This is a genomic window from Crenobacter sp. CS_VA4 (assembly GCF_055597485.1).
Genome location: NZ_JBVMAE010000001.1, coordinates 172,713 through 195,256 on the forward strand (window position 1 = coordinate 172,713; position 22,544 = coordinate 195,256).

The window sequence follows — 22,544 nt, forward strand, 5'->3', positions numbered from 1 at the left end:
GCTTGATTAGTATTCCTTGGCAACACAGAGAGCCGGCAAACGGCCAACACGAGGAACAGGGCGATGGGGTTTGACGTAGAGCTGATCCTGCTGGCGCTGGCGCCGGTGTTCGTCGGCTGCATCGCGTGGGAAATGCTCTGGTGGCGGCGCCGCGGCAACGACGCGGTGTACCGCTGGCGCGACACGCTGTGCAACACCGGTCTCGCGCTGCTGCACCAGGGCGCCGACAAGCTCGCCTGGCTGTTCGTCATCCCCATCTATTCCTGGGTGTACAAGCACTGGCGCCTCCACAGCTTCGACAACTCCTGGCTGTCGTTCATCGCGCTGTTCCTGGTGCAGGACTTCCTCTACTACGGGTTCCACCGGATGAGCCACCGGGTGCGCTGGCTGTGGGCGGCGCACAGCGTCCACCACAGCTCCGAGCACATGAACCTGTCGACCGCGTTCCGCCAGAGCCTGATGTACCCGGTCGCCGGCATGTGGCTGTTCTGGCTGCCGATGGCGTGGCTCGGTTTCCAGCCGGCGCTGATCGTGGCGATCGTGCTGCTCAACCTCGCCTTCCAGTTCTTCGTTCACACCCAGGCTATCCCCAAGCTCGGCATGCTCGAATGGGTGCTCAACACCCCGTCGATCCACCGCGTCCACCACGCCCGCAACCCGCAATACCGTGACCGCAACTACGCCGGCGTGCTGGTGATCTGGGACCGGCTGTTCGGCAGCTACGTCGAGGAAGACCAGGACGAGCTCTGCGACTACGGCACGGTGAAACGGGTCGCGTCATTCAACCCGCTGGTCGTGACATTCAGCGAGTGGCGCGACATGGCCGTTGAAACCTATCGCGCCAAGACCTGGCGGGATCGCTTCAAGCTGCTGTTTGCACCGCCTGAAATCGCGGAAACTGTCGCCGCCGCCCGGCGCAAATAATTACCCGCATCCATACGCCGGTGCGAACGTAGTCAAATGATGATGTTCAAGACGCGCGCATTTTTATCGCTATGACGCTTCCCCACCGGGGAGAACCGGCGCGTCATCTGCCGCTGAACCGCATCGTCACACTACAAACCAGGCCGCCCCACCAGGCGGCCTTTGCTTTTCCCGGCCGCCGCCCTAGCCCTATCAAGCAGAAAGTCATTCTTCTCGCTGTCACGATCCGGTCTGCGTGTCGCGCAGCGGACCCGCGACCGCCACTACGCTCGGCCTGTGGATAAGTCTGTGGACAAGCTGTCAGCCGGCGCTCGATAAGCTGTGGGTAACCGGTGGACTACGCCAGCCACTTCACCGCGCCGTACACCACAAAACCGACCACGATCGCCGCCAGCGTGTGGCGGGTGAAGAACGCGACCGCGCCGGCCACCAGCGTACCGATCAGGTAGGGGTTGGCCGGTGACAGCCACAGCGTACCCTGCGGCGCCAGCGCCATCGGCACCACCAGCGCCGGCAGCACCGCCACCGGCACGTAGCGCAGCGCCCGCTTCACCAGCGGCGGAAACGCCAAACGTTGGCCGAACACCAGGAAGCTCGCGCGGATCAGGAAGGTCAAGAGCGCCATGCCGCCGATCGCCAGCCAGTGGTTCATGCCGCCACCTCCTTGTGCACACCACTCAGCCGTTCGGCCAACAGGCCGGCCAACACCCCGGCCGCGGCGGCCGCCATCAGGTCGAGCTTGTACGGCAGGCCGCGCGCCGCGAGCGCCACCGCTCCGGCCGCCAGCGCCGCCGCCAGCGACGGGCGGTGCTTCAAGGCCGGCGCGACGATCGCGGCGAAGGTCGCCACCATCGCGAAATCGAGGCCCCAGCCGGACAGGCCAGGCACCGCCTCGCCGAGCAGCACGCCGACCGCGGTCCAGACGAACCAGTTGCCGTACATCGCCAGCGAGGAGCCGAGCCAGTAGGCGCGGCCGCCCTCGACCAGGCCCTCGCGCAGCCGGTGCTCGACCACCGCGAAGGTCTCGTCGGTCAGCCAGAACGCCAGCGGCAGCCGCCAGCGTAGCGGCCAGTCGCGCGCGTAGGGCAATAGCGTCGCGCTATACAGGGCGTGGCGAAGATTGACGACGAACGTGGTCAGCCAGATCACCGGCAGCGCCGCGCCACCGGCGAACAAGGTGGCGGCGACGAACTGCGAGGAGCCGGCAAACACGATCAGCGACATCGCCAGCGTCTGCGCCGACGTCAGGCCGGCGCCAAGCGCCAGCGTACCGAAGATCACGCCGAACGGCGCGGCGCCGACCAGCATCGGCACGCTGTCGCGCGCACCGGCCAGGAAGGGGGAGGAAGGATTCATCGCATCGCAACGGTGGGGTGGATGCCTTGATGTTGGCCGAAACCGGCCGCGCTGTCTTGAACGATCTTGCGCTGCTCAGCCGGCGCGCCCGGCCCGGCGTGGTGCGACGCCGAGGCCCTGCTGGTAGGCGGCCGGGGTGATGCCGAGCGCCTGGCGGAACGCGCGGGTGAAGTGCGGCTGGTCGGCGAAACCGAGCCGGCCCGCCACCTCGCCGGCCGGCACGCCCTGCGCCAGCATGGTGCGGCCGCGGGTCAGCCGCAGCTGGTTGCGCCAGGCGATCGGCGGCAGGCCGTAGGCGGTGCGGAAACTGCGGTTCAGATGGTACGGCGACAGCCCGACCGCAGCGGCCAGCTCGGCGAGCGACAGATTGTCGGCGAGCCTATCGGCCAGCAGCTGGCGCACCCGCTCGACGTTGTGGCGTACCTGCCCCGCCTGCGGCGCGTGGCCGAGCATGTGGCGCGACAACACGTCGCCGAACACCGCGTACAGCCAGGATTCGCGCAGCAGCCGGTCAGAGCTGTGCCGCAGGATCCGATAGAGCCGGGCCAGCCGCCGCGCCAGCTCCGGGTCGATCACCGCCGTGTCGCGAAAGAACGGCTCGACACCGGGCCGGCCGCTTAGCTGTTCGGCCAACTCGCGCATCAGCGCCAGCGACGGGTAGTAGCCGCAGTACGCCCAGCCGCCGTCGCTGCCGGCCTTGGCGGTGTGCACCGCGCCGGGGTTGACCAACACCAGCGCGCCGCGGCCGGCGCGGTAGCGACTGCCCTGGTAGTCATACGACTGCACGCCGTCGAGCAGCGTGTTGACCACGTACTCCTCGTGGAAATGCGGCGCGAACCTGTAATGCACATAGCGCGCCGCCTGGCACTCCAGCGCGCCGACGTCGTCGGCACGGAAGAAACGGGTGTATTCGGCGGAGGCGGGCATGGACGGGGACGCACGGGCAAAGACGCCCATTCTGCGCGGGCGCTCGCCCCTCGGCAAGCGGGGGCTTGAAGCGGCGCCGGGCGCCCTTATCTGAGCGTGCGGTTCCCGATTGTTGCGTTGTTTCGACTTGGCATCATGAGCTCACCGACCCCATCTCCTTGTCTTGCCTGCGGCGCCTGCTGCGCCAGCTTTCGCGTGTCGTTCTACTGGGCCGAGGCCGACGACGCGCCCGGCGGCACCGTGCCGGTCGCGCTGACCGAACAGCTCACCCCGCACCTGCGCGCGATGCGCGGCACCAACCAGAAGGCACCGCGCTGCCAACAGTTGCAGGGCGAGATCGGCGCGGCGCGCTGCGCGATCTACCCGCTGCGCCCCAGCCCCTGCCACGAGTTCGAACCGTACGACGAGCACGGTCAGCCCGACCCGCGCTGCAACCGCGCCCGCGAGCGCCACGGGCTGGCGCCGCTGAGCGCGTTCGGCCAACCCTAAACGAACACGCCGCCCCTAGGGGCGGCGTGGTGGACGGCAAGCGGGGCATCGGCTCAGGAGCCGGCCATGAAGGTGCGCACCCCGGAGCCGACGAACTGCACGCCGACGCAGATCAGCAAGAAGCCCATCAGCCGGGTCATCACCTCGCGGCCGGCGCGGCCCATCCGCTGGCTGATCATCGTCGACGAGCGCAGCACCAGCCACATGCCGACCGAGGTGCCGGCGATCGCCAGGACGGTCATGAAGAACGCCGCCGCCCGGCCCGGCCAACTCGGCTGCTCCATGATCTCGGTCGAGATGCCGATCACCACCGCGATCGTTCCGGGGCCGCTGATGCCCGGCATCGCCAGCGGGAAGAACGAATAGTCCTCGCGCTCGCTGGACGGCCGCGGCGTCATCTGCGGATCCTGGGTCAGGAACAGCATCCGGTAGCCGAGCACCGCCACCACGAAGCCGCCGGCGATCCGCAGCGCGCCGTACGAGATGCCGAACACCGCCAGGATCAGGTTGCCGGCCATCAGGCACACCAGCATGATCGCCGCCGCGTAGACGCAGGCCATCTTGGCCTGATGGTCGCGGCGCCGTTCGCTCATGTTCTGCGTCAGCGACACGAACAGCGGGATCTTCGACAGCGGGTTGGTGATGGTGAGCAGGCTCACCAGGCCGCCGAACAGGAACTGCAGCGATAGGTTGATCATGAACGGGGAGTGTCGACCAGAAGTGCTGCATTTTAGCGATTTCTGCCGCCGCGGCCGACGCGCGGTCGTGTTCTAGCAAGCCGATGTCGCCTCGGCGCAAGCGGCGCTGCGGCATTCGGCCGCACGGCGCCGCAGGGCATTCGTGCTAGGCTGACTGCACCGCCCCTTCTGGAAGATACCGATGCTCACCCGCCTGTTCGCCGCCGCCTGTCTCTGCCTGTCGCTGCCCGCCTTCGCCCACGACTTCCATGCCGGCGACATCGCGATCGGCCACCCGTGGAGCCGCAGCACCGCACCGACCGCCAGCGTCGGCGGCGCCTACCTGTCGCTGGCCAACCACGGCAAGCAGGCCGACGCCTTGCTCGCGGCCAGCACGCCGCGCGCCGCCCAGGTCGAGCTGCACCAGAATATCAACGATAACGGCGTGATGAAGATGCGCGAGCTGAAGGACGGCCTCACGATCGCGCCGGGCCAGACGGTGACGCTACAGCCGGGCGGCGCGCACCTGATGCTGATGAACCTGTCCGCGCCGCTGAAGCGCGGCGATCGCTTCCCGCTGACGCTCACCTTCAAGCGCGCCGGCAAGGTCACCGTCGAGGTGGTAGTCGACGACGGTGCGGCGCCCGGCGACGCACACCAGCACTGAGCGGTCGGACGATCACTAGCCGCCGCCCGTCTGCCGAGCGATTTCCATGTCATTTTATTTAAGAAACGACCACCCCCTGCCATTTGCGGCACCACTACTCCCGCCGGCAACGAAGCCCGCCATTGAGGCCGAACATTTCGTTACAAGCCGCTCGTTGACCCGGCCGCGGGGGAATACCTAAAATTCGGTGGTTATACAAAGAAGAGGTCCACTGCCTTGGACAGTCATAGTCGTCAACAGGACATGCTTTCCCTATAAGCTTGGCAAGACCTCTGCTTTTCCCTTAAGCCGCCGTCTTGCTCCAGGCAAGCGGTGCGCGCATCCCGTTTTCCCGTGCACCCCGTATCGATCAAAACCTGAATACAGGCTTCGTCCTGTCTTCGCCGCTGCCGCCGTGCGTATGTTATCCGTCCGGTCGTCGGCACAGGTTTTGTGCGTCCTTTTGACCGCCACTGCCATTGCCGTGATGGTGCGTCGCAACCCGCTCCTGACTCAGGAGCACGCGCGCCCCATGTCATCCGATTCGGATGATCGTCCTCGCCACCGTCAACCGCAACGCCGCCTCGTACGTTGCTGATTATTTGCGGCAGATGCATTGGCCGTTTTCTCATTCTAAGGAGCCGTTGATTCATGGACCCCAGTCCTAGTTGGCCGGTCACGCCGGCCAGAGTGGCTCCGTTGGATGGGAGAACGTAAAGCGATTGCTCTTTACCGCCCCCCGTTAAATCCCGCCTTTCCCCTCTATCTGGCGTGACCGGCTAATCCAGTCGGTGGCAAGCAAGCCTTGCCGCCGGGCTGCCATTACCTGCCGATTTCGAGGCTGCATGGCTATTTCAGCAAGCAATAGCCATATAGCTCCGGACCGGCCAATGCCAACACCCAGATAATTGAGGGGAAATCCCCATGGCCAACCAAAAAGTGGAAGCCGCCGTACTCGATACGGCACACGTCGGCGATATTCGCGGCGCACTCGGCACGATTCGGCACGACGACATCGAGGCGCGTCACAACTGGAAGCAGCGCTTCAAGACCCTGCTGGCGATCCTCGGCCCGGGGCTGATCGTGATGGTCGGCGACAACGATGCCGGCGCATTCAGCACCTACGCGCAGGCCGGCCAGAACTACGGCACCTCGCTGCTGTGGACGCTGTGCCTGTTGATCCCGGTGCTGTACGTGAACCAGGAGATGGTGCTGCGCCTGGGCGCGGTGACCGGTGTCGGCCACGCCCGGCTGATCCTGGAGCGCTTCGGCAAGTTCTGGGGCGCGTTCAGCGCGATCGACCTGTTCATCCTCAACGCGCTGACCATCGTCACCGAGTTCATCGGCATCAGCCTGGGGATGGACTTCCTCGGCGTGCCCAAGGTGGCGGGCGTCTGCCTGGCAGCCGTGTTCATCATGCTGTCGGCCAGTACCGGCGATTTCCGGCGCTTCGAGCGCTTCTCGCTGATCCTGGTGGTCGGCAGCCTGGTACTGGTGCCGATCTTCGTGATGGTGCACCCGCCGCTGAGCCTGGTGGCGCACGACTTCCTGGTGCCGCAGATGCCGGCCGGCGGCAAGCTGTCGGACGTGATGCTGCTGATCATCGGCATCGTCGGGACGACGGTGGCGCCGTGGCAGCTGTTCTTCCAGCAGAGCTATGTGATCGACAAGCGCATCACCCCGCGCTTCATCAAGTACGAGCGCGCAGACCTGTGGCTCGGCATCGCGCTGGTGGTAATCGGCGCGGTGGCGATGATCGCCTTTACCGCCCAGCTGTTCGCCGGCCGCCCGGAGTTCGGCCACTTCCAGGACGCCGGCGCGGTGGCCACCGGCTTCGCCAAGTACTACGGCCGGCTGCCGGGCGTACTGTTCGCGATCGCGCTGATCGACGCCAGCATCATCGGCGCGATGGCGGTGTCGCTGTCGACCGCTTACGCGCTGGGCGACGTGCTGAGCCTGAAGCATTCGCTGCACCGCAAGCCGGGCGACGCCAAGGGCTTCTACGCGATGTACTGCGGCCTGATCGCGCTGGCCGCGGCGCTGGTGCTACTGCCGGGCGTGCCGCTGGGCCTGTTGACCAACGCGGTGCAGACGCTGGCCGGAGTGCTGCTGCCGAGCGCTACCGTGTTCCTGTTGATCCTGTGCAACGACAAGGACGTGCTCGGCCCGTGGGTGAACAGCCGCATGACCAATCTGCTAACCGCGGTGGTGGTGGCGGTGCTGGTGCTGCTGTCTATCATCCTGACCGCGGCGGTGGTGTTCCCGGACATGTCCGGCGAAGCGATCACCGACATCCTGATCGGCGGCGGCGTGATCGGCCTGGTGATCGCGATCGCGGTGAACGTGCTGCACGCCCGCGAGGAAGCCGACCGGGGCATCCCGAAACAGGAGCGCAAGGTCGACCTGAAGACGCTGTACAGCTGGCGGATGGCGCCGCTCGCCAAACTGGCGCCGATGGTGCTGTCGCAGCGCAACCGCCTCTGGATGGGCGTGCTGCGCGGCTACCTGGTCGTGGCGATGGGCATGGTGATCTATCGGGTGCTCCAGGTAGCGCTGACCTAAAACGGCTCAGCCAGTGATATAACAACAACCAACACCGGGCCCTCGCCCGGTGTTGGGCTGTTAAGCCAAGCCGTTCGGCCAACCTGGCCTGTCGGCTTGGCTTAGCGGCCCCAAGCCCGCGGCAAGCGGGCTCGGTCATTTTCCGGGTGCCAGACACCGATCCATTCAGCGAGACACAGATGGCTTCTCAACAGCACGAGGATGACAGTGCGGCCGTCCCGTTCCGGGCGCTGCGCCGGCAGTTCGACTACTACCTGCGGCTGTTCGGCCTGCAGGGCAAGGGGCTGGCCCTGCTGCTGGGCTTGGTGGCAGTGGCCTGGCTGATGGCCGGCGTCTACCGGGTCCAGCCCGACGAACAGGGTGTGGTGCTGCGCTTCGGCCAATGGGTCGACACCACCGGGTAGGGGCTGCGCTACCACCTGCCCTGGCCGGTCGAGACGGTGCTGCTGCCCAAGGTCACCCAGATCAATCTGATCCGGCTCGCCAACCTGTACGACGGCATGCCGACCGACGTCACCGACCCGCGCGAGAAGCAGATGCTCACCGGCGACGAAAATATCGTCGAGACCGACGCGGTGGTGTTCTGGCGCATCAAGGACGCCGGCCAGTTCCTGTTTAGGGTGAAGGACCCGGAAACCTCGCTGCGCATCGCCGCGGAAAGCTCGCTGCGCGAGGTGATCTCGCGCACGCCGATCCAGGCCGCCATGTCCAATCGCCGCCAGCAGGTGGCCGACCAGAGCCGCGAACTGCTGCAGCAGCTGCTCGACGAGGAGCACGCCGGCATCCTGGTCACCCAGGTGCAGTTGCAGCGGGTCGACCCGCCGTCGGCGGTGATCGACGCGTTCAACGACGTGCAGCGCGCCCGCGCCGACCAGGAACGCGCCCGCAACGAGGCGCAGGCGTACAGCAACGACATCCTGCCCAAGGCGCGCGGCGAGGCCGCCCGCATCGAGCAGGAGGCCGACGCGTACCAGAGCCAGGTGGTCAACCTGGCCGAGGGCGAGGCGAAGCGCTTCGACTCGGTGTATCAGAGCTACGCGCAGGCCAAGGACGTCACCGCCTGGCGTTTGTATCTGGAAAGCATGGACGAGGTGCTGAAGAAGGCCAGCAAGGTGATCATCACCGATTCGAGCGGCAAGGGCGGCGGTGTGGTGCCGTATCTGCCGCTGCAGGACAAGGCCAAGAGCGGCGGCAAGGAGGTGCACTGATGAACCCACGCCTACGCGGCATCGGCGTGCTGGGCGGCTTTGCGCTGCTGTGGCTGCTCGGCTCAACCCTGTACACGCTGTCCGAGGGACAGCAGGCGCTGGTGATCCGGCTCGGCGCACCGGTCGACGTCAGCGAACAGCCCGGCCTGAAGTGGAAGCTGCCTATCGTCGACACGGTGCAGTTCTACGACACCCGGCTGCAGACGCTGGCGCCGCCGCCCGAACAGGTGATCCTCGGCGACGAGAAGCGCCTCGAGGTCGAGACCTACACCCGCTACCGCATCGCCGACCCGCTGCGCTTCTACCAGTCGCTGCGCACCGAGAGCCAGGCGCGCGCCCAGCTGAGCCAGCTGGTCAGCACCTCGCTGCGCCGCGAGCTGGGCAAGGTGCCGCTGAAGGCGCTGCTGTCGGCCGAACGCAGCCAGACCGTGGCGCGCATCCAACAGGAAGTGGCGGAACGCGCCCGGCCGCTCGGCGTGGCGGTGACCGAGGTGCGGCTGCACCGCGCCGACCTGCCGCTGGAAACCAGCCAGGCGATCTACGACCGGATGAAGTCGGCGCGCCAGCAGGAGGCGAAGGAGTTGCGCGCACAGGGTGCCGAGTGGGCGCAGCAGATTGAGGCGCGCGCCGACCGCGACCGCACCGTGATCCTGTCCGAGGCGCAGCGCCAGAGCGCGATCACCCGCGGCGAGGGCGATGCCCAGGCCAACCTGATCCTGGCGCACGCGTTCAGCAAGGACCCGAAGTTCTACAAGTTCTACCGCTCGCTGCAGACCTACCGCCAGTCGTTGGCCGAATCGGGCGCGACGCTGGTGCTGTCGCCCGACTCGGCGCTGCTGCACGACTTCAGGAACGGTCCGGGAGGCAAGCGCTGAGATGAACAGCAGCCGAACGCTTTCGCTCTCCCGCCTGAAGCACCTCGCCGCCGCGCTCGGCCCGGGGCTGGTGGTGATGCTCGCCGACACCGACGCCGGCAGCGTGATCACCGCCTCGCAAAGCGGCGCACAGTGGGGCTATCGGCTGCTGCTGCTGCAGTTCCTGATCATCCCGCTGTTGTTCGTGGTGCAGGAGCTGACGGTGCGCCTCGCGCTGTGTACCGGCAAGGGCTATGGCGAGCTGATCCTGCAGCGCTTCGGCGGCGCGGCGGCCAAGCTCGCCACCGTCACGCTGGTGATCAGCTGCTTCGGCGCGCTGGTGACGCAGATGAGCGGTCTGGCCGGCGTCGGCCAGCTGTACGGCGTGCCGGTGTGGCAGACGATCGCGGTGCTGGCGACGCTGATCTTCGCGATGGTCTGCACCGGCAGCTACCACTCGGTGGAGCGGGTGGCGATCTGCCTCGGGGTGTTCGAGCTGGCCTTCCTAGTGGTGGCCTGGCGCGCGCAACCCGACTACGGGCAGCTGTTCGGCCAACTGCGCCATATGCCGCTGTCCGACCGCAATTACCTGTACCTGCTGGCGGCGAACCTCGGCACCAGCATCATGCCGTGGACGGTGTTCTACCAGCAGTCGGCGCTGATCGACAAGGGCCTGGATCTGTCCGACCTGAAGGCGGCGCGGCTCGACACCCTAGTCGGCGCGCTGCTCTGTCAGGTGGTCACCGCCGCAGTGCTGGTGGCGGCGGCGGCGGCGTTCGCCGGCAAGGGCAGCGTGGCGCTCGACAACATCCCGCAGATCGCCGAGGCGTTTACCGCAGTGCTCGGCAAGCGCACCGGCGAGCTGCTGTTCGCGGTGGCGCTGAGCGGCGGCGCGCTGGTGGCGACCATCGTGGTCTGCCTGTCGACCGCCTGGGCGCTCGGCGAGGTCAGCGGCAAGCGCCACTCGCTGGCCAACCACCCGCGCGAGGCGCCGTGGTTCTACGCCGCGTTCGGGCTGATGCTGCTGGCCGGCGGCGTATTGGTGTCGTCCGGGATCAACCTGGTGCGGCTGTCGATCGCCACCGGGGTGGTCAACGCGCTGCTGCTGCCGGTGGTGCTCGGCTTCCTGTACTGGCTGGCGCACCACGAGCTGCCCGAGGAACACCGCCTGAAGGGCTGGTACGGCTACACCGTCGCCACGGTGTTCGTGCTGACCGTCGGGCTCGGGCTGTACGCCGGCATCGCCGGGGCGCTGGGATGACGCCGATGAGCAAACACGACTCCGGCAAGGGTGGGAATGATGGGCTTTGACAGTTTCGGCCACGCCATCACGATGGCGTTTCAGGTGTTCTTTCTCGACCTGATCCTGAGCGGCGACAACGCGCTGGTGATCGCACTCGCCTGCCGCCGCCTGCCGCGCCCGCTGGTGAAGCGCGCGGTGCTGATCGGCACCGGTTTCGCGATCCTGCTGCGGGTGCTGCTGACCACGGTGGTCAGCTTCCTGCTGCAGGTGCCGATGCTGCGCCTGGTCGGCGCGGTGCTGCTGATCGGCATCGCGATCAAGCTGCTGCTCGGCGACCTCGAACCGGCGACGCAGGGCGAGTCAGGCGACACCGCGTCCGATGCCGACCGGCTCTGGTCGGCGGTAGTGGTGGTGGTCAGCGCCGACCTGGTGCTGAGCCTCGACAATGTGGTGGCGCTGGCCGCCGCCGCGCAGGGCAGCGTGCTGTTCCTGGCGCTGGGCCTGCTGTTGAGCGTGCCGCTGTTGATGTACGGCAGCCTGTTCATCGCCCGCTTGCTCGACGACAACCCGCTACTCGTGCCGGCCGGCAGCGCGCTGCTCGGCTGGATCGCCGGGCGGATCGGCGTGTCCGACCCGCTGATCGCCGGCTGGATAGCCAGCCAGGCGCCGGCGCTGTCGCTGGTGATCCCGCTGCTGTGCGTGGTGTTCGTGCTGCTGGAGAGCCGCATCATCCGCCAGCAGCGCGGCCGGCCGGCTGGTGGCGCCGCCGCCGCTCGGGCTGGCCGCCGGCCTGGTGGCGCGGCTGGCCAGCTTCGGCGAATCGGCCGACAAGGCGGAGGCGGCCAAGCTGGCCACACTGGCCCCCGTCAGCGCTTCGCTCGACGCGCCGGCCGTGGTGATGGTGCGAACGGTCGAGCCGGCGCCTGTGCCGCCCCGCAAAGAACTCCCCGCCCCGACGAGCGCAGCCGAGCCCGACGCCGACCCGGTGCAGAGCTCGCGCGCGCTGTCGCTGCTGCTGAAGGCGCTGGTGACGGCGGCGGCGCTGATCGGCGTACTGGCAATCGGCTGGCTGCTGTTCCACCTGGCAAGCCAGGGCATACTGCCGGCGCCGGAACACCCGCCCCACTAGCCCCGCACCGCAGCATGCAAAACGCCCCGCCGACACCGGCGGGGCGTTCTCGTTGCAGCGGGGCTTATTTGGCAGCGGTCTTGCCGGCAGGGCGAAGGCGCTGGCGAGCGCTACGAGCAGCAGGGTCTTGTTCACCGTCTGTCTCCAGATAGCAGCGCATGTTGTTGTGCTGCCGGAGCCTCGCATCGTCAGGTGAGGATTTTATGACATATAAAAATAGATCCACACAAATCGAGCCCTGGCCGGATCGTCGCGCATTCGCGTTGTGTCAATGTGACAGTTGTAAACATTCTTTGCAGATAGTGCTTTACCGACGGCGCCGGCTTGGGCAGACTCTGCCGCGGAGATGGCCGGACTGTCGGACAAAAAATGCATCGCCAAGTCTGCTAGCGATGGAGGAGACAAGCCACACAACACCATAAGCCCGCACCGGCCATCCCGCCCCCGCCCGTATCGGTTATGCTTGGCTTTTACGCATGACCTGCACCATGACTCCCGCTACCCCCCGCATTACAATCCGCTACTGCACCGGCTGCCGCTGGCTGCTGCGCGCCGCTTGGTACGCGCAGGAACTGTTGACCACCTTCGAGAAGGAGCTGGGCGAAGTCAGCCTGCAGCCCGGCTCGGGCGGCATCTTCCAGGTTTGGCTCGACGGCGAACGGCTGTGGGACCGCAAGGACGACGGCGGCTTCCCCGACATCAAGGCGCTGAAGCAGGCGGTGCGCGACCGCGTCGCGCCGAACAAGCCGCTCGGCCACAGCGACACCCCGGCCTGACACAGCCAGGTTGGCCGAAGCGATGGACGCGCCTCAGCGCAAGATCATCCACGTCGATTGCGACTGCTTCTACGCCGCGATCGAGATGCGCGACGATCCGAGCCTCGCCGACATTCCGCTGGCGGTCGGCGGCCGCCCCGATGCGCGCGGCGTGATCGCCACCTGCAATTACATCGCGCGCCGCTACGGCGTGAGGAGCGCGATGGCCTCGGCTACCGCCATCAAGCGTTGCCCGAAGCTGAAGATCATCCCGCCCGACATGGCGCGCTACCGTGCCGCCAGCCGGCAGATCATGACCATCTACCGCGACTACACCGAGCTGATCGAACCCTTGTCGCTCGACGAGGCGTATCTGGACGTCACCGCCTCGCCGCACCACCAGGGCAGCGCCACCCGCATCGCCGAGGAAATCCGCGCGCGGATCCACGCCGAGGTCGGTATCACCGCCAGCGCCGGGGTGGCGCCGAACAAGTTTCTCGCCAAGGTGGCGAGCGACTGGAACAAGCCGAATGGGCTGTGCGTGATCCGCCCGCAGGACGTCGCCGACTTCGTCGCGGCGCTGCCGGTGACGAAGATCCACGGCGTCGGCCGGGTCACCGCCGAGAAACTCGCCGCGCTCGGCATCCTAAACTGCGCGGATCTGGCCGCCTGGCCGCTCGACAAGCTGACTGAACAGTTCGGCCGCTTCGGCGAACGGCTGCACCAGATGGCACACGGCATCGACCACCGGCCGGTCGAGACCGAGCGGCCGCGCAAGTCGCTCTCCGTCGAGGAGACCTTCGTGCGCGACCTACCGGATCTAGCCGCCTGTCACGCCGAGCTGCCTGCGCTGCTGACGATGTTGGCCGAACGCTGGCAGCGCGCAGACTCCCCGCCGTTCAAGCAGCTGACCGTCAAGATCAAGTTCGCTGACTTCTCGCAGACCACCGCCGAGCATCTGGGTAGCAAACTCGACGCCGCCGGCTTCGCGGCGCTGCTCGATGTCGCCTGGGCGCGCGGCGCGCGGCCGGTGCGGCTGCTCGGGGTCGGGGTGCGGATGAGCGAGGACGGGCAGGTTCGGCCTGAGCAGCTGACGCTGTTCGGCACGAGAGAATAGCGGGAAATATGGCAAGGTTGGCTGAAGCAGACACAACTGAATTTAGACCGTCACCAATTGCTAAAGCCCCTGTTCGGCAAGACACGCCCAATGGAGACCAAAGCAGCTCCGAGAAATTGGGCCCCGCAGCCAAAGTTCAAGGATTAGGCTCTGTCATATGATTCCTCATGTGAGCCAAGAATATCGGCCTTGGTGATGGAGGAAATCACACGGTCAAATTCCGCGAGAATGGTTCGGGCGGAGATATCTGATTCCGATTCTGGATCGTTCACGAAGATATCCCGGTTTGGGACATCCCATCCCGCAGGGCTTCGATTGGAAGTTACAGGGTTTTCCTTCCCGGCTTCTCCATCTTGGCTGCCGGCATACGAATTGCGGATAAGGTTTTCTTGAGCTGAGTTAACTCATCGAATGCTCTTGGCGAAAAGCATTTCTTGGCTTGGCACATGGTTCTCACAACTTCGTAGGCCCCGAGCGTCCACAACCACATCAAAGTTTCCGCACGTACCATTCGGCCTCCATCCACCACCGAGTCAGAAAACGCGCTCTCAAGGTTCTCTATGATTTCATCGCATATCGCGAGAAGCACGTTCACTCGACCAGAGAGATAGAAGGAAAACGCCATAAGGGGCTCCCGCTCCACAACTTGCTCCCATGTCGGGTTTATGAGCACTTCTTTGATACGGCGACTCACAGTCACTTCTCCTGCCTAACCTCAGCTCACAGACAAAGACCTCAGCCGCGCTCGCGCAGGAACGCCGGCAGATGCGTATCGATCGCCACCGGCCGGTACGGCAGCTCGAGCCGGGTGACGAAGCTGTCGACGCCGCGCTCGGTCGACAAGGTCGCGTCGCCTTCGAACATCAGCGCCAGCCGCTCGGCGATATTGCCGAGCGCCATGTGGTTGCCGGCCACCTTCAAGGCCGGCTCGTCGGCAACCGGGTTGAGGATGGTGATCACCAGCCGGCGCCGGTACAGCGCCGCCTCGATGCGGATCTCGCCGGGCACGATCAGCGTCTCGACGCCGTGGCTGACCGCGTTCTCGACCAGGGGTTGCAGCAGCAACGGCGGCAGCAGCGCGTCGTCCGGCGCGTCGAGCTGCCAGCTCACCTGCAGCCGCTCGCCGAGCCGCTCCGCCTCGATCGCCAGATAGAGTCGCGCCAGCTCCACCTCGCGCGCCAGCGTCGAGCTGCGCCCCGGGTCGGCCAGCTGGGCGCGGAACAGGTCGGCCAGGTTCTCCAGCACCATCTCGGCGCGTGCCGGCCGGCTGCGGATCAGGCTGATCGCCGCGTTCAGGCTGTTGAACAGGAAATGCGGGCGGATCCGCGCGGTCAGCGCCGCGAGCCGCGCCTCGGGCAAGGCCGGCGACAGCGCCCGTTCGCGCAGCGCGAAGTAGTGCATCAACAACAGCGAGAGCACCCCGACCCAGGCCAGATGCTGCCAGCGAACGCCGTGCCCGCCGCTGCCCGACAATTCGACCAGAGCGAACGCCAAGACCGACACCGCCACGCCCCACGGCGCCGGGTGACGCCGCCGCGCCAGCCACGGACTCGCCAGTGCGAGAGCTGCCAAGGTCAGCGCGAGACCAGGCGCCACCCAACGCGCCAGACCGAACCAGCCCGCGGCAAAGCCGTGTCCCGCCTCGGTTTTCAGCAAGGCCAGTGCGGCCAGCAGCAGCACGACCGCCGCGATTAGCCGGACGATCACCGCGGCGCGCCGGAAGTCGGGCACCGCGGTCAGCCCGGACGATTGACGTATAATGGCCATTTTCCGATCGCATACCCTGGGTGGACATTGTCATGCATGATAGCAAAGCCTGGTCCGGCCGGTTCTCGGAACCGGTCGCCGAACTCGTCAAGAAATACACCGCGTCCGTCACCTTCGACCAGCGCATGGCCGCGTTCGACATCGACGGCTCGCTCGCCCACGCCGCCATGCTGAACAAGGCCGGCGTACTGTCCGACGACGACCTGGCCGCTATCCGCCGAGGCATGGCAGAGATCCTCGACGACATCCGCGCCGGCCGCTTCGACTGGAGCCTCGACCTCGAAGACGTGCACATGAACGTCGAGAAGCGCCTGACCGACAAGATCGGCGATGCCGGCAAGCGCCTGCACACCGGCCGTTCGCGCAACGACCAGGTGGCGACCGACATCCGCCTGTGGCTGCGCGCCGCGATCGACGACATCGCCGGCCTGATCACCGAGCTGCAGGCCTCCTTGCTGGACCTCGCCGAACAGCACGCCGACACGGTGATGCCGGGCTTCACCCACCTGCAGGTGGCGCAGCCGGTCACCTTCGGCCACCACATGCTCGCCTACGTCGAGATGCTGACCCGCGATGCCGAGCGGATGGCCGACGTGCGTAAACGCGTCAACCGCCTGCCGCTGGGCGCCGCCGCGCTGGCCGGCACCACCTACCCGATCGACCGCTACTACACCGCGCAGTTGCTCGGCTTCGACGACGTCTGTCAGAACTCGCTCGACGCGGTGTCCGACCGCGACTTCGCAATCGAATTCACCGCCGCGGCGTCCCTGGTGATGATCCACCTCTCCCGCCTCTCGGAAGAGCTGATCCTGTGGATGAGTCCGCGCGTCGGCTTCATCGACATCGCCGACCGCTTCTGCACCGGCTCGTCGATCATGCCGCAGAAGAAGAACCCGGACGTGCCGGAGCTGGTGCGCGGCAAGTCGGGCCGGGTGGTCGGCCACCTGATCGCGCTGATCACGCTGATGAAGTCGCAGCCGCTCGCGTACAACAAGGACAACCAGGAAGACAAGGAGCCGCTGTTCGACACGGTCGACACGCTGGTCGACACCTTGCGCATCTACGCCGACATGATGCGCGGCATCACGGTGAAGCCGGAGACCATGCGCGCCGCAGTGCTGCAAGGCTTCGCCACCGCCACCGATCTGGCCGACTACCTGGTGAAGAAGGGCCTGCCGTTCCGCGACAGCCACGAGGTGGTGGCGCTGGCGGTACGCTACGCCGAGACGCAGGGCGTCGACATCGCCGACCTGAGCCTCGACAAGCTGCGCGAATTCTCGCCGCTGGTCGACGAGGACGTGTTCGCGGTGCTGACCCCGGAAGGCAGCCTGGCGCAGCGCGACCACGTCGGCGGCACCGCGCCGAACCAGGTGCGCGCGCAGATCGCCCGCCACCGCGCCCGGCTGGCCGGCTGAGCCCTTACCGTTACACCAGCAGACAGGCCGGGTTCGTCCCGGCCTTTTTCATGCCCGCAAGCTTGGCCGAACGGCCGGCGTCGCATGCCAGCCACATAGCAGCAAACGACATTATCCAATCGCCGGCGGGTATTTCCACCAGAAACGATAAGCCAGTAGACTAATCGGTCCATCCCCAGACCGGTGATCTCAATCATGCTGCGTTCCGTCGGCCGCCTGGCCCTGCCCGCCCTCGTCCTCGCCACCACCGCCCACGCCGGCGGCACGCTGATCTACTGTTCCGAAGGCAGCCCGGAGGGCTTCGACCCGGCGCAGTTCACCACCGGCACCACCTTCCACGCCTCGTCGGCGACCATCTACAACCGCCTGGTCGACTACGCGCCGGGCAGCACCCGGCTCGACCCGAGCCTGGCGACGCGCTGGCAGGTGTCGCAGGACGGCCTGACCTACACCTTCACGCTGCGCCAAGGAGTGAAGTTCCAGACCATCCCGGGCTTTGCGCCGAGCCGCGACTTCAACGCCGATGACGTGCTGTTCACCTTCCAGCGTCTGCTCGACAAGAACCAGCCGTTCCGCAAGGCCTACCCGACCGAGTTCCCGTACGTGGCCGACGCCGGCCTCGACAAGAACCTCGACAGGGTCGAGAAGGTCGACGATCACACGGTGCGCTTCGTGCTGAAGAAGCCGGACAGCGCCTTCCTGCCCAACCTCGCCACCGACTTCGCGTCGGTGCTGTCGGCCGAATACGCCGAGCAGCTGTTGAAGCAGGGCCGCCCGCAGGACATCAACCTGAAGCCGGTCGGCACCGGCCCGTTCATGCTGAAGAGCTACCAGAAGGACGCGACGATCCGCTACGCGCGCCATCCGGGCTACTGGCGCGCCGCTCACGTCAAGATCGACAACCTGGTGTTCGCGATCACCCCGGACTCGGCGGTGCGGGCGCAGCGGCTGAAGGCCGGCGAATGCCAGCTGGCCGACAGCCTGAAGCCGGACGACATCGCCGAGTTGAAGAAGGCGCCGCAGGTACAGCTGATCTCGCGCCCGGGGATGACGCTCGGCTTCCTCGCCTACAACACGCAGAAGCGCTACCTCGACCAGGCGAACGTGCGCCGCGCGCTCGACATGGCGATCGACAAGCCGGCGATCCTCGCCGGCATCTACCAGGGCAGCGGCATCGCCGCCAGCAACCCGATCCCGCCGGGCCAGTGGGGCTACCACGCGCTGAAGGGCGCACCGTACAACCCGGCCGAGGCGCAGAAGCTGCTGCGCGCCGCCGGCGTGCCGCAGGGCTTTGAAGTGGCGCTGTGGGCGATGCCGGTGCAGCGCCCGTACAACCCGAACGCGAAACGGATGGCCGAGATGATCCAGTCCGACTGGGCGAAGGTCGGCGTCAAGGCGAAGATCGTCAGCTACGAATGGGGCGAATACAACAAGCGCATCAAGAAGGGCGAGCACGACGCGGCCTTGCTCGGCTGGTCGGCCGACAACGGCGACCCGGACAACTGGCTCGGCACCTTGCTGTCCTGCGACGCGATCGGCGGCAGCAACAGCGCGCGCTGGTGCGATAAGGACTACGACAGCCTGGTGACGCAGGCACGCGGCCTGCAGGACGTCAAGGCGCGCAGCAATCTGTACTCGCGCGCGCAGCTCGTGTTCGGCCGCGAACTGCCGTTCAGCCCGCTCGCATACACGGTGGTGTACAAGGCGGCGCGCAAGAACGTGCAGGGCGTGGTGATCAGCCCGCTCAACACCAGCTTTGAGGACATCAGCGTGCGTTGAGAGCCGCTAACAAAACGAGGCTTAGCCGAGTTTCTGCGCAGCTAAAACCCTCCCGGCGTTGTTGCGCTGCCTTGCCGTACGACTACTGTTTGGCAGCGCGACGAGCGGGATCGCTTCGCTGGGTTTTGTTCACGACTCTAAACAACGGCGGCGGCTTGGGCCGCTTGCCGCCGCCCCCTATACTAGGGCTCCGCCACGCCCGACGATCCGTATGCCCGCCACGCTCAAGGCCTTCCGTTCCGTCTTTCCGCCGTCCCGTCGCCTGCCGCTGATCGCGGCGCTGGCCGTCGCACTGCTCGGCCCGGCGATCGGCGCGGGGATCGCCTACTACCAGGCCCGCTACTGGCTGAACAACAAGGCCGGCTATCGCGCCGGCGAGATCATTCAGAGCTCCAACGAGATGCTGGACGGTGCCGCGCGCACCGGTCTGCGGGTGCTGCCGCTGCTCGACAAGGACTGCGCGCAGATCCGCCAGAAGCTGGTGCTGTCGGCCGCGCTGACCCCCTACGTACGCTCCTTGTCGCTGTACCGCGGTGAGCAGGCCTACTGCTCGTCGCTCAGCGGCGCGGCCGTCTTCGACTACCCGCACGCGCAACTGGCCCGGAACGGCAACCTGGCACTGCTGCCGGGCAACAAGTTGACCCCGAACCAGCCGCTGCTGCTGCTGCGCATCGAACGCGGCAACGAAGGGGTGTTGATCGGCCTGCTCAACCATTTCGTCGCCGAGACGCTGGTCCCGACCCAGGAGGACACCGAGAGCGACGCCTTCCTGACCATCGGCGCGCTGCATCTGGACCGCCACGGCGCGGTGCATCCGGCCTCGTCCGCCGCCGGCAGCACGCCAGTGATCGAGGCCCACGCCGGCTCGACGCGCTTTCCGGCGCTGAGCGCCACCGTGCGGGTCGACCGGCAGACCCTGAACCGCTTCTTCTGGCAGCACTACGCGCCGCTGCTCGGCCTGCTGTTGCTCGGCGGGATCGTCGGTGGCGTGCTGAGCTACCGGCTGCTGACCCGGCGCGATTCGGCCGACCGGGAGCTGACGCGCGCGCTGCGCCAGAACGAGTTCGAGCCGTTTTACCAGCCGGTGATCGAGAGCCAGACCGGCCGCTGTGCCGGGGTCGAGGTGCTGATCCGCTGGCGCCATCCCGACAAGGGACTGATCCGCCCCGACCTGTTCATCCCGATCGCCGAGGAGACCGGGCTGATCCTGCCGATCACCCGGCAGCTGCTGCGTAATGTCGCGGCGCAGCTAGAGCCGCTGACGTTGCCGGCAAACTTCAAGGTCGGCATCAACCTGGCCCCCGCCCACCTGCTCGAACCGTCCTTGATCGACGACTGCCGCGCCTTCCTCGCCGCCCTGGCGCCGCACGGCGTCACGCTGGTGCTGGAGCTGACCGAACGGCACATGGTCGACGACGACGAGGCGGTGCAGCAGGCGATGCGCCGGCTTCGCGAGCTCGGCGTGCAGCTGGCGATCGACGACTTCGGCACCGGCCACAGCAGCCTCGCCTACCTGCACAAGCTCAACGTCGACTACCTGAAGATCGACCAGGCCTTCGTCAGCGCGGTCGGCCGCGATTCGCTCGGCGTCACCGTGCTCGACGCGATCATCGACCTGGGACGCCGGCTCAATCTGGCGCTGGTCGCCGAGGGAGTGGAAACCGCGGCGCAGCGCGGCTACCTGTTGCAATGTGGCGTCAGTTTCCTGCAGGGCTATCTGATCGCCCGACCGATGCCCGTCGAGCAGTTGCGCGACTATCTCGATGGCAAGCAAACACTTTCAATTCGCTGACATTTTTGTCACAGCGGCTTTTATTTAAATTCACTATTCTGGCCGTTTAGTTAATAATCGTGTCTTCATTTTTTACTGATTGAACGGAAAGTTTGATCTGCGCGCTCGACAGCCGGCACGCCGCCACTCACCATTCTGAGTCGATCGTTGACTGAGACCCCTTCAGCCCGCGCCCTACTGTCGCCGCCGGGGGTTGGCGTGCCAGCCGGGAGGCCTTTCCTCTTTCTATGAAGCCTCTCTCCTCCCTGTTCTCCCACGGACCGACCGCCAGCGCCCGGCATCGCCGCGACTGGCTGATCACGCTCGCGGCCGGCGTCTGCGCGGCGCTGCTGGCGGCCTGGCTGCTCGGCTACGGCATGCAGCGGGAGGTGAAGCAGCAGGCGCTGCAGAACGCCCGGTTGAGCCAGCTGGCGATCGACCGGCTGCTCGACGACGTCGGCACAACGCTGCGTCAGGTCGAGCCGCTGGTCGCGCTGCCCTGCCAGCAGCTGCGTACCCGGCTCAGCCCGGTGGTCGCGGCCAACCCCTACGTACGGACGATCGGGGTGATCAACGGCCGGAGCCTGTACTGCCTGACTTCGCTGGGCCGGGTCGACGTCGACATGCCGCAGCTGAGCTTCGCCCGACCCGAAACGCTGTGGCTGGCGCCACGCCCGCTGATCGGCGAGGGCCGGGCCAGCCTGGAGATGCTGCGCCGCCTGCCCGACGGCCACAGCGTGCTCGCCTCACTCGACATGCGGCTGCTGCGGCCGTTTCTGCGCCGGGTGCTGCTCAACAATCTGCAGGACCATGGCCTGGTGATCGGCGAGCAGCTGTACCTGGGCGAACAGCTGCTGGCGAACCTGCCGAAGCCGGATGCGCTGATGGTGCAGGTCGACTCGACCCGCTACCCATTTAGCGTGCTCGGCTACACCGAGCGCAGTGTGCTGTGGCGCCACATCGCCGACGAGCTGCAGATGAAGCTGCCACTGTTGCTGCTGGTCGGCGTCGTGGTCGGCATCGTCACCCGCCGCGCGTTGCGGCGTCGGCGCTCGCAAAGTAGCCGGCTCGAACAGGCACTGCGCAACCGGGAATTCCTGCCCTATTACCAACCGCTGATCGACACCCGCAGCGGCCGCTGCGTCGGCGCCGAGGTGCTGATGCGCTGGCAGCCGGATGGCGGCACGCTGGTGCCACCCGACCGTTTCATTCCGCAGCTGGAGGAAAACGGCCAGCTCGCCGCCGCCACCGCGCTGTTGATGCGTCAGGTGGCCACGGACCTCGCCGGCCTGGTGCTGCCGCCGGACTTCCATCTGAGCATCAACATCAGCCCGAGCCAGCTCGCCGACCCGGCGCTGGTCACCGACAGCCGGCTGCTGCAACAGGCGGTCGCGGCGAGCCAGGGACGGATCGTGCTCGAGCTGACCGAGCGGGTCGCGCTCGAGTCGACCGGCGCTACCCAGGCGACCTTGCAGCGGCTGCGCGAGCAGGGAGTGAAGATCGCCATCGACGACTTCGGCACCGGCCACAGCAGCCTCGCCTACCTGACCGAGCTGAAGGTGGATTACCTGAAGATCGACCGCCGTTTCGTCGCGACGATCCGGGGCGACGCGCAAAGCGCGGTGCTCGACGCGATCATCGCGCTGGGTCGCCAGCTGAAGCTGGTGACGGTGGCCGAGGGGGTGGAGACCGAGCGCCAGGTGGGCTATCTGCGCGCCCGCCAGGTGACGCTGCTGCAGGGCTTCCTGTACGCGCGGCCGATGGACTGCGCCGCGTTCGGCCGCTACCTCGCCGACAGCGGCGCCGCCGACCTGCCGGCGCCGGCCGAGCCGGTGTTCAGTCGCGGCTGAGCGTGCGCCCGACCGCCTCGCGCCAGCCGGCGTAGCGCGCGTCGCGGCGGCGCCGAACAGCATCGCGCGAGTGCT

General features: G+C 66.9%; 21 protein-coding genes. 15 read left to right on the forward strand and 6 right to left on the reverse strand.

The window, feature by feature from the left end; genetic code table 11:
• Positions 1–63: 63 nt before the first annotated feature.
• On the forward strand, positions 64–924 hold the full coding sequence (locus ACZ2IA_RS00850; RefSeq protein ID WP_470290660.1) for a sterol desaturase family protein: 861 nt from the start codon (positions 64–66) through the stop codon (positions 922–924).
• Positions 925–1,261: 337 nt separating this feature from the next.
• Here ACZ2IA_RS00850 and ACZ2IA_RS00855 read toward each other — a convergent pair whose 3' ends face one another.
• The 3 genes from ACZ2IA_RS00855 to ACZ2IA_RS00865 all read right to left on the reverse strand — a co-directional run bounded on the left by ACZ2IA_RS00855 (position 1,262) and on the right by ACZ2IA_RS00865 (position 3,207).
• Positions 1,262–1,576, reverse strand: coding sequence for an AzlD domain-containing protein (locus ACZ2IA_RS00855; protein ID WP_470290661.1), 315 nt, complete (start codon positions 1,574–1,576; stop codon positions 1,262–1,264).
• Positions 1,573–2,280 carry an AzlC family ABC transporter permease gene (locus ACZ2IA_RS00860; RefSeq protein ID WP_470290662.1) on the reverse strand — a complete coding sequence of 236 codons (708 nt, stop codon included), beginning with the start codon at positions 2,278–2,280 and terminating at the stop codon, positions 1,573–1,575. The genes ACZ2IA_RS00855 and ACZ2IA_RS00860 overlap by 4 nt, the downstream gene beginning before the upstream one ends.
• Before the next feature lie 75 nt (positions 2,281–2,355).
• The gene (locus ACZ2IA_RS00865; RefSeq protein ID WP_470290663.1) at positions 2,356–3,207 is read right to left on the reverse strand and encodes an AraC family transcriptional regulator; all 852 of its coding nucleotides are present in this window, start codon (positions 3,205–3,207) and stop codon (positions 2,356–2,358) included.
• A gap of 135 nt (positions 3,208–3,342) precedes the next feature.
• Between ACZ2IA_RS00865 and ACZ2IA_RS00870 the strand changes: the two genes are divergently transcribed.
• On the forward strand, positions 3,343–3,696 hold the full coding sequence (locus ACZ2IA_RS00870; RefSeq protein WP_470290664.1) for a YkgJ family cysteine cluster protein: 354 nt from the start codon (positions 3,343–3,345) through the stop codon (positions 3,694–3,696).
• 53 nt (positions 3,697–3,749) lie between these two features.
• Here the strand turns inward: ACZ2IA_RS00870 and ACZ2IA_RS00875 are convergent, their stop codons facing one another.
• Entirely contained in the window at positions 3,750–4,394 is a 645-nt protein-coding gene (locus ACZ2IA_RS00875; protein ID WP_470290665.1) for a MarC family NAAT transporter, read from the reverse strand.
• 181 nt (positions 4,395–4,575) lie between these two features.
• On the opposite strand from ACZ2IA_RS00875, the gene ACZ2IA_RS00880 reads away from it, so the two are divergent.
• From ACZ2IA_RS00880 to dinB, 9 genes are all read left to right on the forward strand, one after another.
• Positions 4,576–5,040, forward strand: coding sequence for a copper chaperone PCu(A)C (locus tag ACZ2IA_RS00880; protein WP_470290666.1), 465 nt, complete (start codon positions 4,576–4,578; stop codon positions 5,038–5,040).
• A gap of 903 nt (positions 5,041–5,943) precedes the next feature.
• Positions 5,944–7,581: an Nramp family divalent metal transporter gene (locus ACZ2IA_RS00885; RefSeq protein WP_470290667.1), complete on the forward strand. Its 1,638-nt coding sequence runs from the start codon at positions 5,944–5,946 to the stop codon at positions 7,579–7,581.
• Positions 7,582–7,760: 179 nt separating this feature from the next.
• Entirely contained in the window at positions 7,761–7,985 is a 225-nt protein-coding gene (locus ACZ2IA_RS00890; RefSeq protein ID WP_470290668.1) for a hypothetical protein, read from the forward strand.
• Positions 7,986–7,988: 3 nt separating this feature from the next.
• Entirely contained in the window at positions 7,989–8,789 is an 801-nt protein-coding gene (gene hflK / locus ACZ2IA_RS00895; RefSeq protein ID WP_470290838.1) for an FtsH protease activity modulator HflK, read from the forward strand.
• The gene (gene hflC, locus ACZ2IA_RS00900) at positions 8,789–9,664 is read left to right on the forward strand and encodes a protease modulator HflC (RefSeq protein ID WP_470290669.1); all 876 of its coding nucleotides are present in this window, start codon (positions 8,789–8,791) and stop codon (positions 9,662–9,664) included. The genes hflK and hflC overlap by 1 nt, the downstream gene beginning before the upstream one ends.
• 1 nt (position 9,665) lies before the next feature.
• Positions 9,666–10,904: an NRAMP family divalent metal transporter gene (locus ACZ2IA_RS00905; RefSeq protein ID WP_470290670.1), complete on the forward strand. Its 1,239-nt coding sequence runs from the start codon at positions 9,666–9,668 to the stop codon at positions 10,902–10,904.
• A 36-nt stretch (positions 10,905–10,940) separates the two neighbouring features.
• Positions 10,941–12,167, forward strand: a complete 1,227-nt coding sequence (locus ACZ2IA_RS00910) for a YjbE family putative metal transport protein (protein ID WP_470290671.1) — start codon at positions 10,941–10,943, stop codon at positions 12,165–12,167.
• 336 nt (positions 12,168–12,503) lie between these two features.
• A complete protein-coding gene (locus tag ACZ2IA_RS00915; RefSeq protein WP_470290672.1) occupies positions 12,504–12,791 on the forward strand; it encodes an Rdx family protein in 288 nt (95 codons plus the stop codon).
• A gap of 22 nt (positions 12,792–12,813) precedes the next feature.
• Complete coding sequence (gene dinB, locus ACZ2IA_RS00920; RefSeq protein WP_470290673.1) at positions 12,814–13,887, forward strand: DNA polymerase IV; 1,074 nt, start codon at positions 12,814–12,816, stop codon at positions 13,885–13,887.
• 322 nt (positions 13,888–14,209) lie between these two features.
• On the opposite strand, the gene ACZ2IA_RS00925 is transcribed toward dinB, so the two are convergent.
• Positions 14,210–14,581 carry a hypothetical protein gene (locus ACZ2IA_RS00925; protein WP_470290674.1) on the reverse strand — a complete coding sequence of 124 codons (372 nt, stop codon included), beginning with the start codon at positions 14,579–14,581 and terminating at the stop codon, positions 14,210–14,212.
• Between the two features lie 41 nt (positions 14,582–14,622).
• On the reverse strand, positions 14,623–15,654 hold the full coding sequence (locus ACZ2IA_RS00930) for a sensor histidine kinase (RefSeq protein WP_470290675.1): 1,032 nt from the start codon (positions 15,652–15,654) through the stop codon (positions 14,623–14,625).
• A gap of 32 nt (positions 15,655–15,686) precedes the next feature.
• Here ACZ2IA_RS00930 and argH point away from each other — a divergent pair, with 32 nt between their 5' ends.
• The 4 genes from argH (at position 15,687) to ACZ2IA_RS00950 (ending at position 22,469) form a co-directional block, all read left to right on the forward strand.
• Positions 15,687–17,069 carry an argininosuccinate lyase gene (gene argH / locus ACZ2IA_RS00935; RefSeq protein WP_470290676.1) on the forward strand — a complete coding sequence of 461 codons (1,383 nt, stop codon included), beginning with the start codon at positions 15,687–15,689 and terminating at the stop codon, positions 17,067–17,069.
• A gap of 195 nt (positions 17,070–17,264) precedes the next feature.
• A complete protein-coding gene (locus ACZ2IA_RS00940) occupies positions 17,265–18,848 on the forward strand; it encodes an ABC transporter substrate-binding protein (protein WP_470290677.1) in 1,584 nt (527 codons plus the stop codon).
• A gap of 211 nt (positions 18,849–19,059) precedes the next feature.
• Positions 19,060–20,640 (forward strand): EAL domain-containing protein, encoded by a 1,581-nt coding sequence (locus tag ACZ2IA_RS00945; RefSeq protein WP_470290678.1) that lies wholly within the window; start codon positions 19,060–19,062, stop codon positions 20,638–20,640.
• 227 nt (positions 20,641–20,867) lie between these two features.
• The gene (locus ACZ2IA_RS00950) at positions 20,868–22,469 is read left to right on the forward strand and encodes an EAL domain-containing protein (RefSeq protein WP_470290679.1); all 1,602 of its coding nucleotides are present in this window, start codon (positions 20,868–20,870) and stop codon (positions 22,467–22,469) included.
• The last annotated feature ends 75 nt before the right edge of the window (positions 22,470–22,544 follow it).

What these genes read in the sequence shown, in the direction of transcription:
- ACZ2IA_RS00850 (WP_470290660.1), top strand. Translation starts at nt 64, where the DNA reads ATGGGGTTTGACGTAGAGCTGATCCTGCTGGCGCTGGCGCCGGTGTTC.
- ACZ2IA_RS00855 (WP_470290661.1), bottom strand. Translation starts at nt 1,576, where the DNA reads ATGAACCACTGGCTGGCGATCGGCGGCATGGCGCTCTTGACCTTCCTG.
- ACZ2IA_RS00860 (WP_470290662.1), bottom strand. Translation starts at nt 2,280, where the DNA reads ATGAATCCTTCCTCCCCCTTCCTGGCCGGTGCGCGCGACAGCGTGCCG.
- ACZ2IA_RS00865 (WP_470290663.1), bottom strand. Translation starts at nt 3,207, where the DNA reads ATGCCCGCCTCCGCCGAATACACCCGTTTCTTCCGTGCCGACGACGTC.
- ACZ2IA_RS00870 (WP_470290664.1), top strand. Translation starts at nt 3,343, where the DNA reads ATGAGCTCACCGACCCCATCTCCTTGTCTTGCCTGCGGCGCCTGCTGC.
- ACZ2IA_RS00875 (WP_470290665.1), bottom strand. Translation starts at nt 4,394, where the DNA reads ATGATCAACCTATCGCTGCAGTTCCTGTTCGGCGGCCTGGTGAGCCTG.
- ACZ2IA_RS00880 (WP_470290666.1), top strand. Translation starts at nt 4,576, where the DNA reads ATGCTCACCCGCCTGTTCGCCGCCGCCTGTCTCTGCCTGTCGCTGCCC.
- ACZ2IA_RS00885 (WP_470290667.1), top strand. Translation starts at nt 5,944, where the DNA reads ATGGCCAACCAAAAAGTGGAAGCCGCCGTACTCGATACGGCACACGTC.
- ACZ2IA_RS00890 (WP_470290668.1), top strand. Translation starts at nt 7,761, where the DNA reads ATGGCTTCTCAACAGCACGAGGATGACAGTGCGGCCGTCCCGTTCCGG.
- hflC (WP_470290669.1), top strand. Translation starts at nt 8,789, where the DNA reads ATGAACCCACGCCTACGCGGCATCGGCGTGCTGGGCGGCTTTGCGCTG.
- ACZ2IA_RS00905 (WP_470290670.1), top strand. Translation starts at nt 9,666, where the DNA reads ATGAACAGCAGCCGAACGCTTTCGCTCTCCCGCCTGAAGCACCTCGCC.
- ACZ2IA_RS00910 (WP_470290671.1), top strand. Translation starts at nt 10,941, where the DNA reads ATGATGGGCTTTGACAGTTTCGGCCACGCCATCACGATGGCGTTTCAG.
- ACZ2IA_RS00915 (WP_470290672.1), top strand. Translation starts at nt 12,504, where the DNA reads ATGACTCCCGCTACCCCCCGCATTACAATCCGCTACTGCACCGGCTGC.
- dinB (WP_470290673.1), top strand. Translation starts at nt 12,814, where the DNA reads ATGGACGCGCCTCAGCGCAAGATCATCCACGTCGATTGCGACTGCTTC.
- ACZ2IA_RS00930 (WP_470290675.1), bottom strand. Translation starts at nt 15,654, where the DNA reads ATGGCCATTATACGTCAATCGTCCGGGCTGACCGCGGTGCCCGACTTC.
- argH (WP_470290676.1), top strand. Translation starts at nt 15,687, where the DNA reads ATGCATGATAGCAAAGCCTGGTCCGGCCGGTTCTCGGAACCGGTCGCC.
- ACZ2IA_RS00940 (WP_470290677.1), top strand. Translation starts at nt 17,265, where the DNA reads ATGCTGCGTTCCGTCGGCCGCCTGGCCCTGCCCGCCCTCGTCCTCGCC.
- ACZ2IA_RS00945 (WP_470290678.1), top strand. Translation starts at nt 19,060, where the DNA reads ATGCCCGCCACGCTCAAGGCCTTCCGTTCCGTCTTTCCGCCGTCCCGT.
- ACZ2IA_RS00950 (WP_470290679.1), top strand. Translation starts at nt 20,868, where the DNA reads ATGAAGCCTCTCTCCTCCCTGTTCTCCCACGGACCGACCGCCAGCGCC.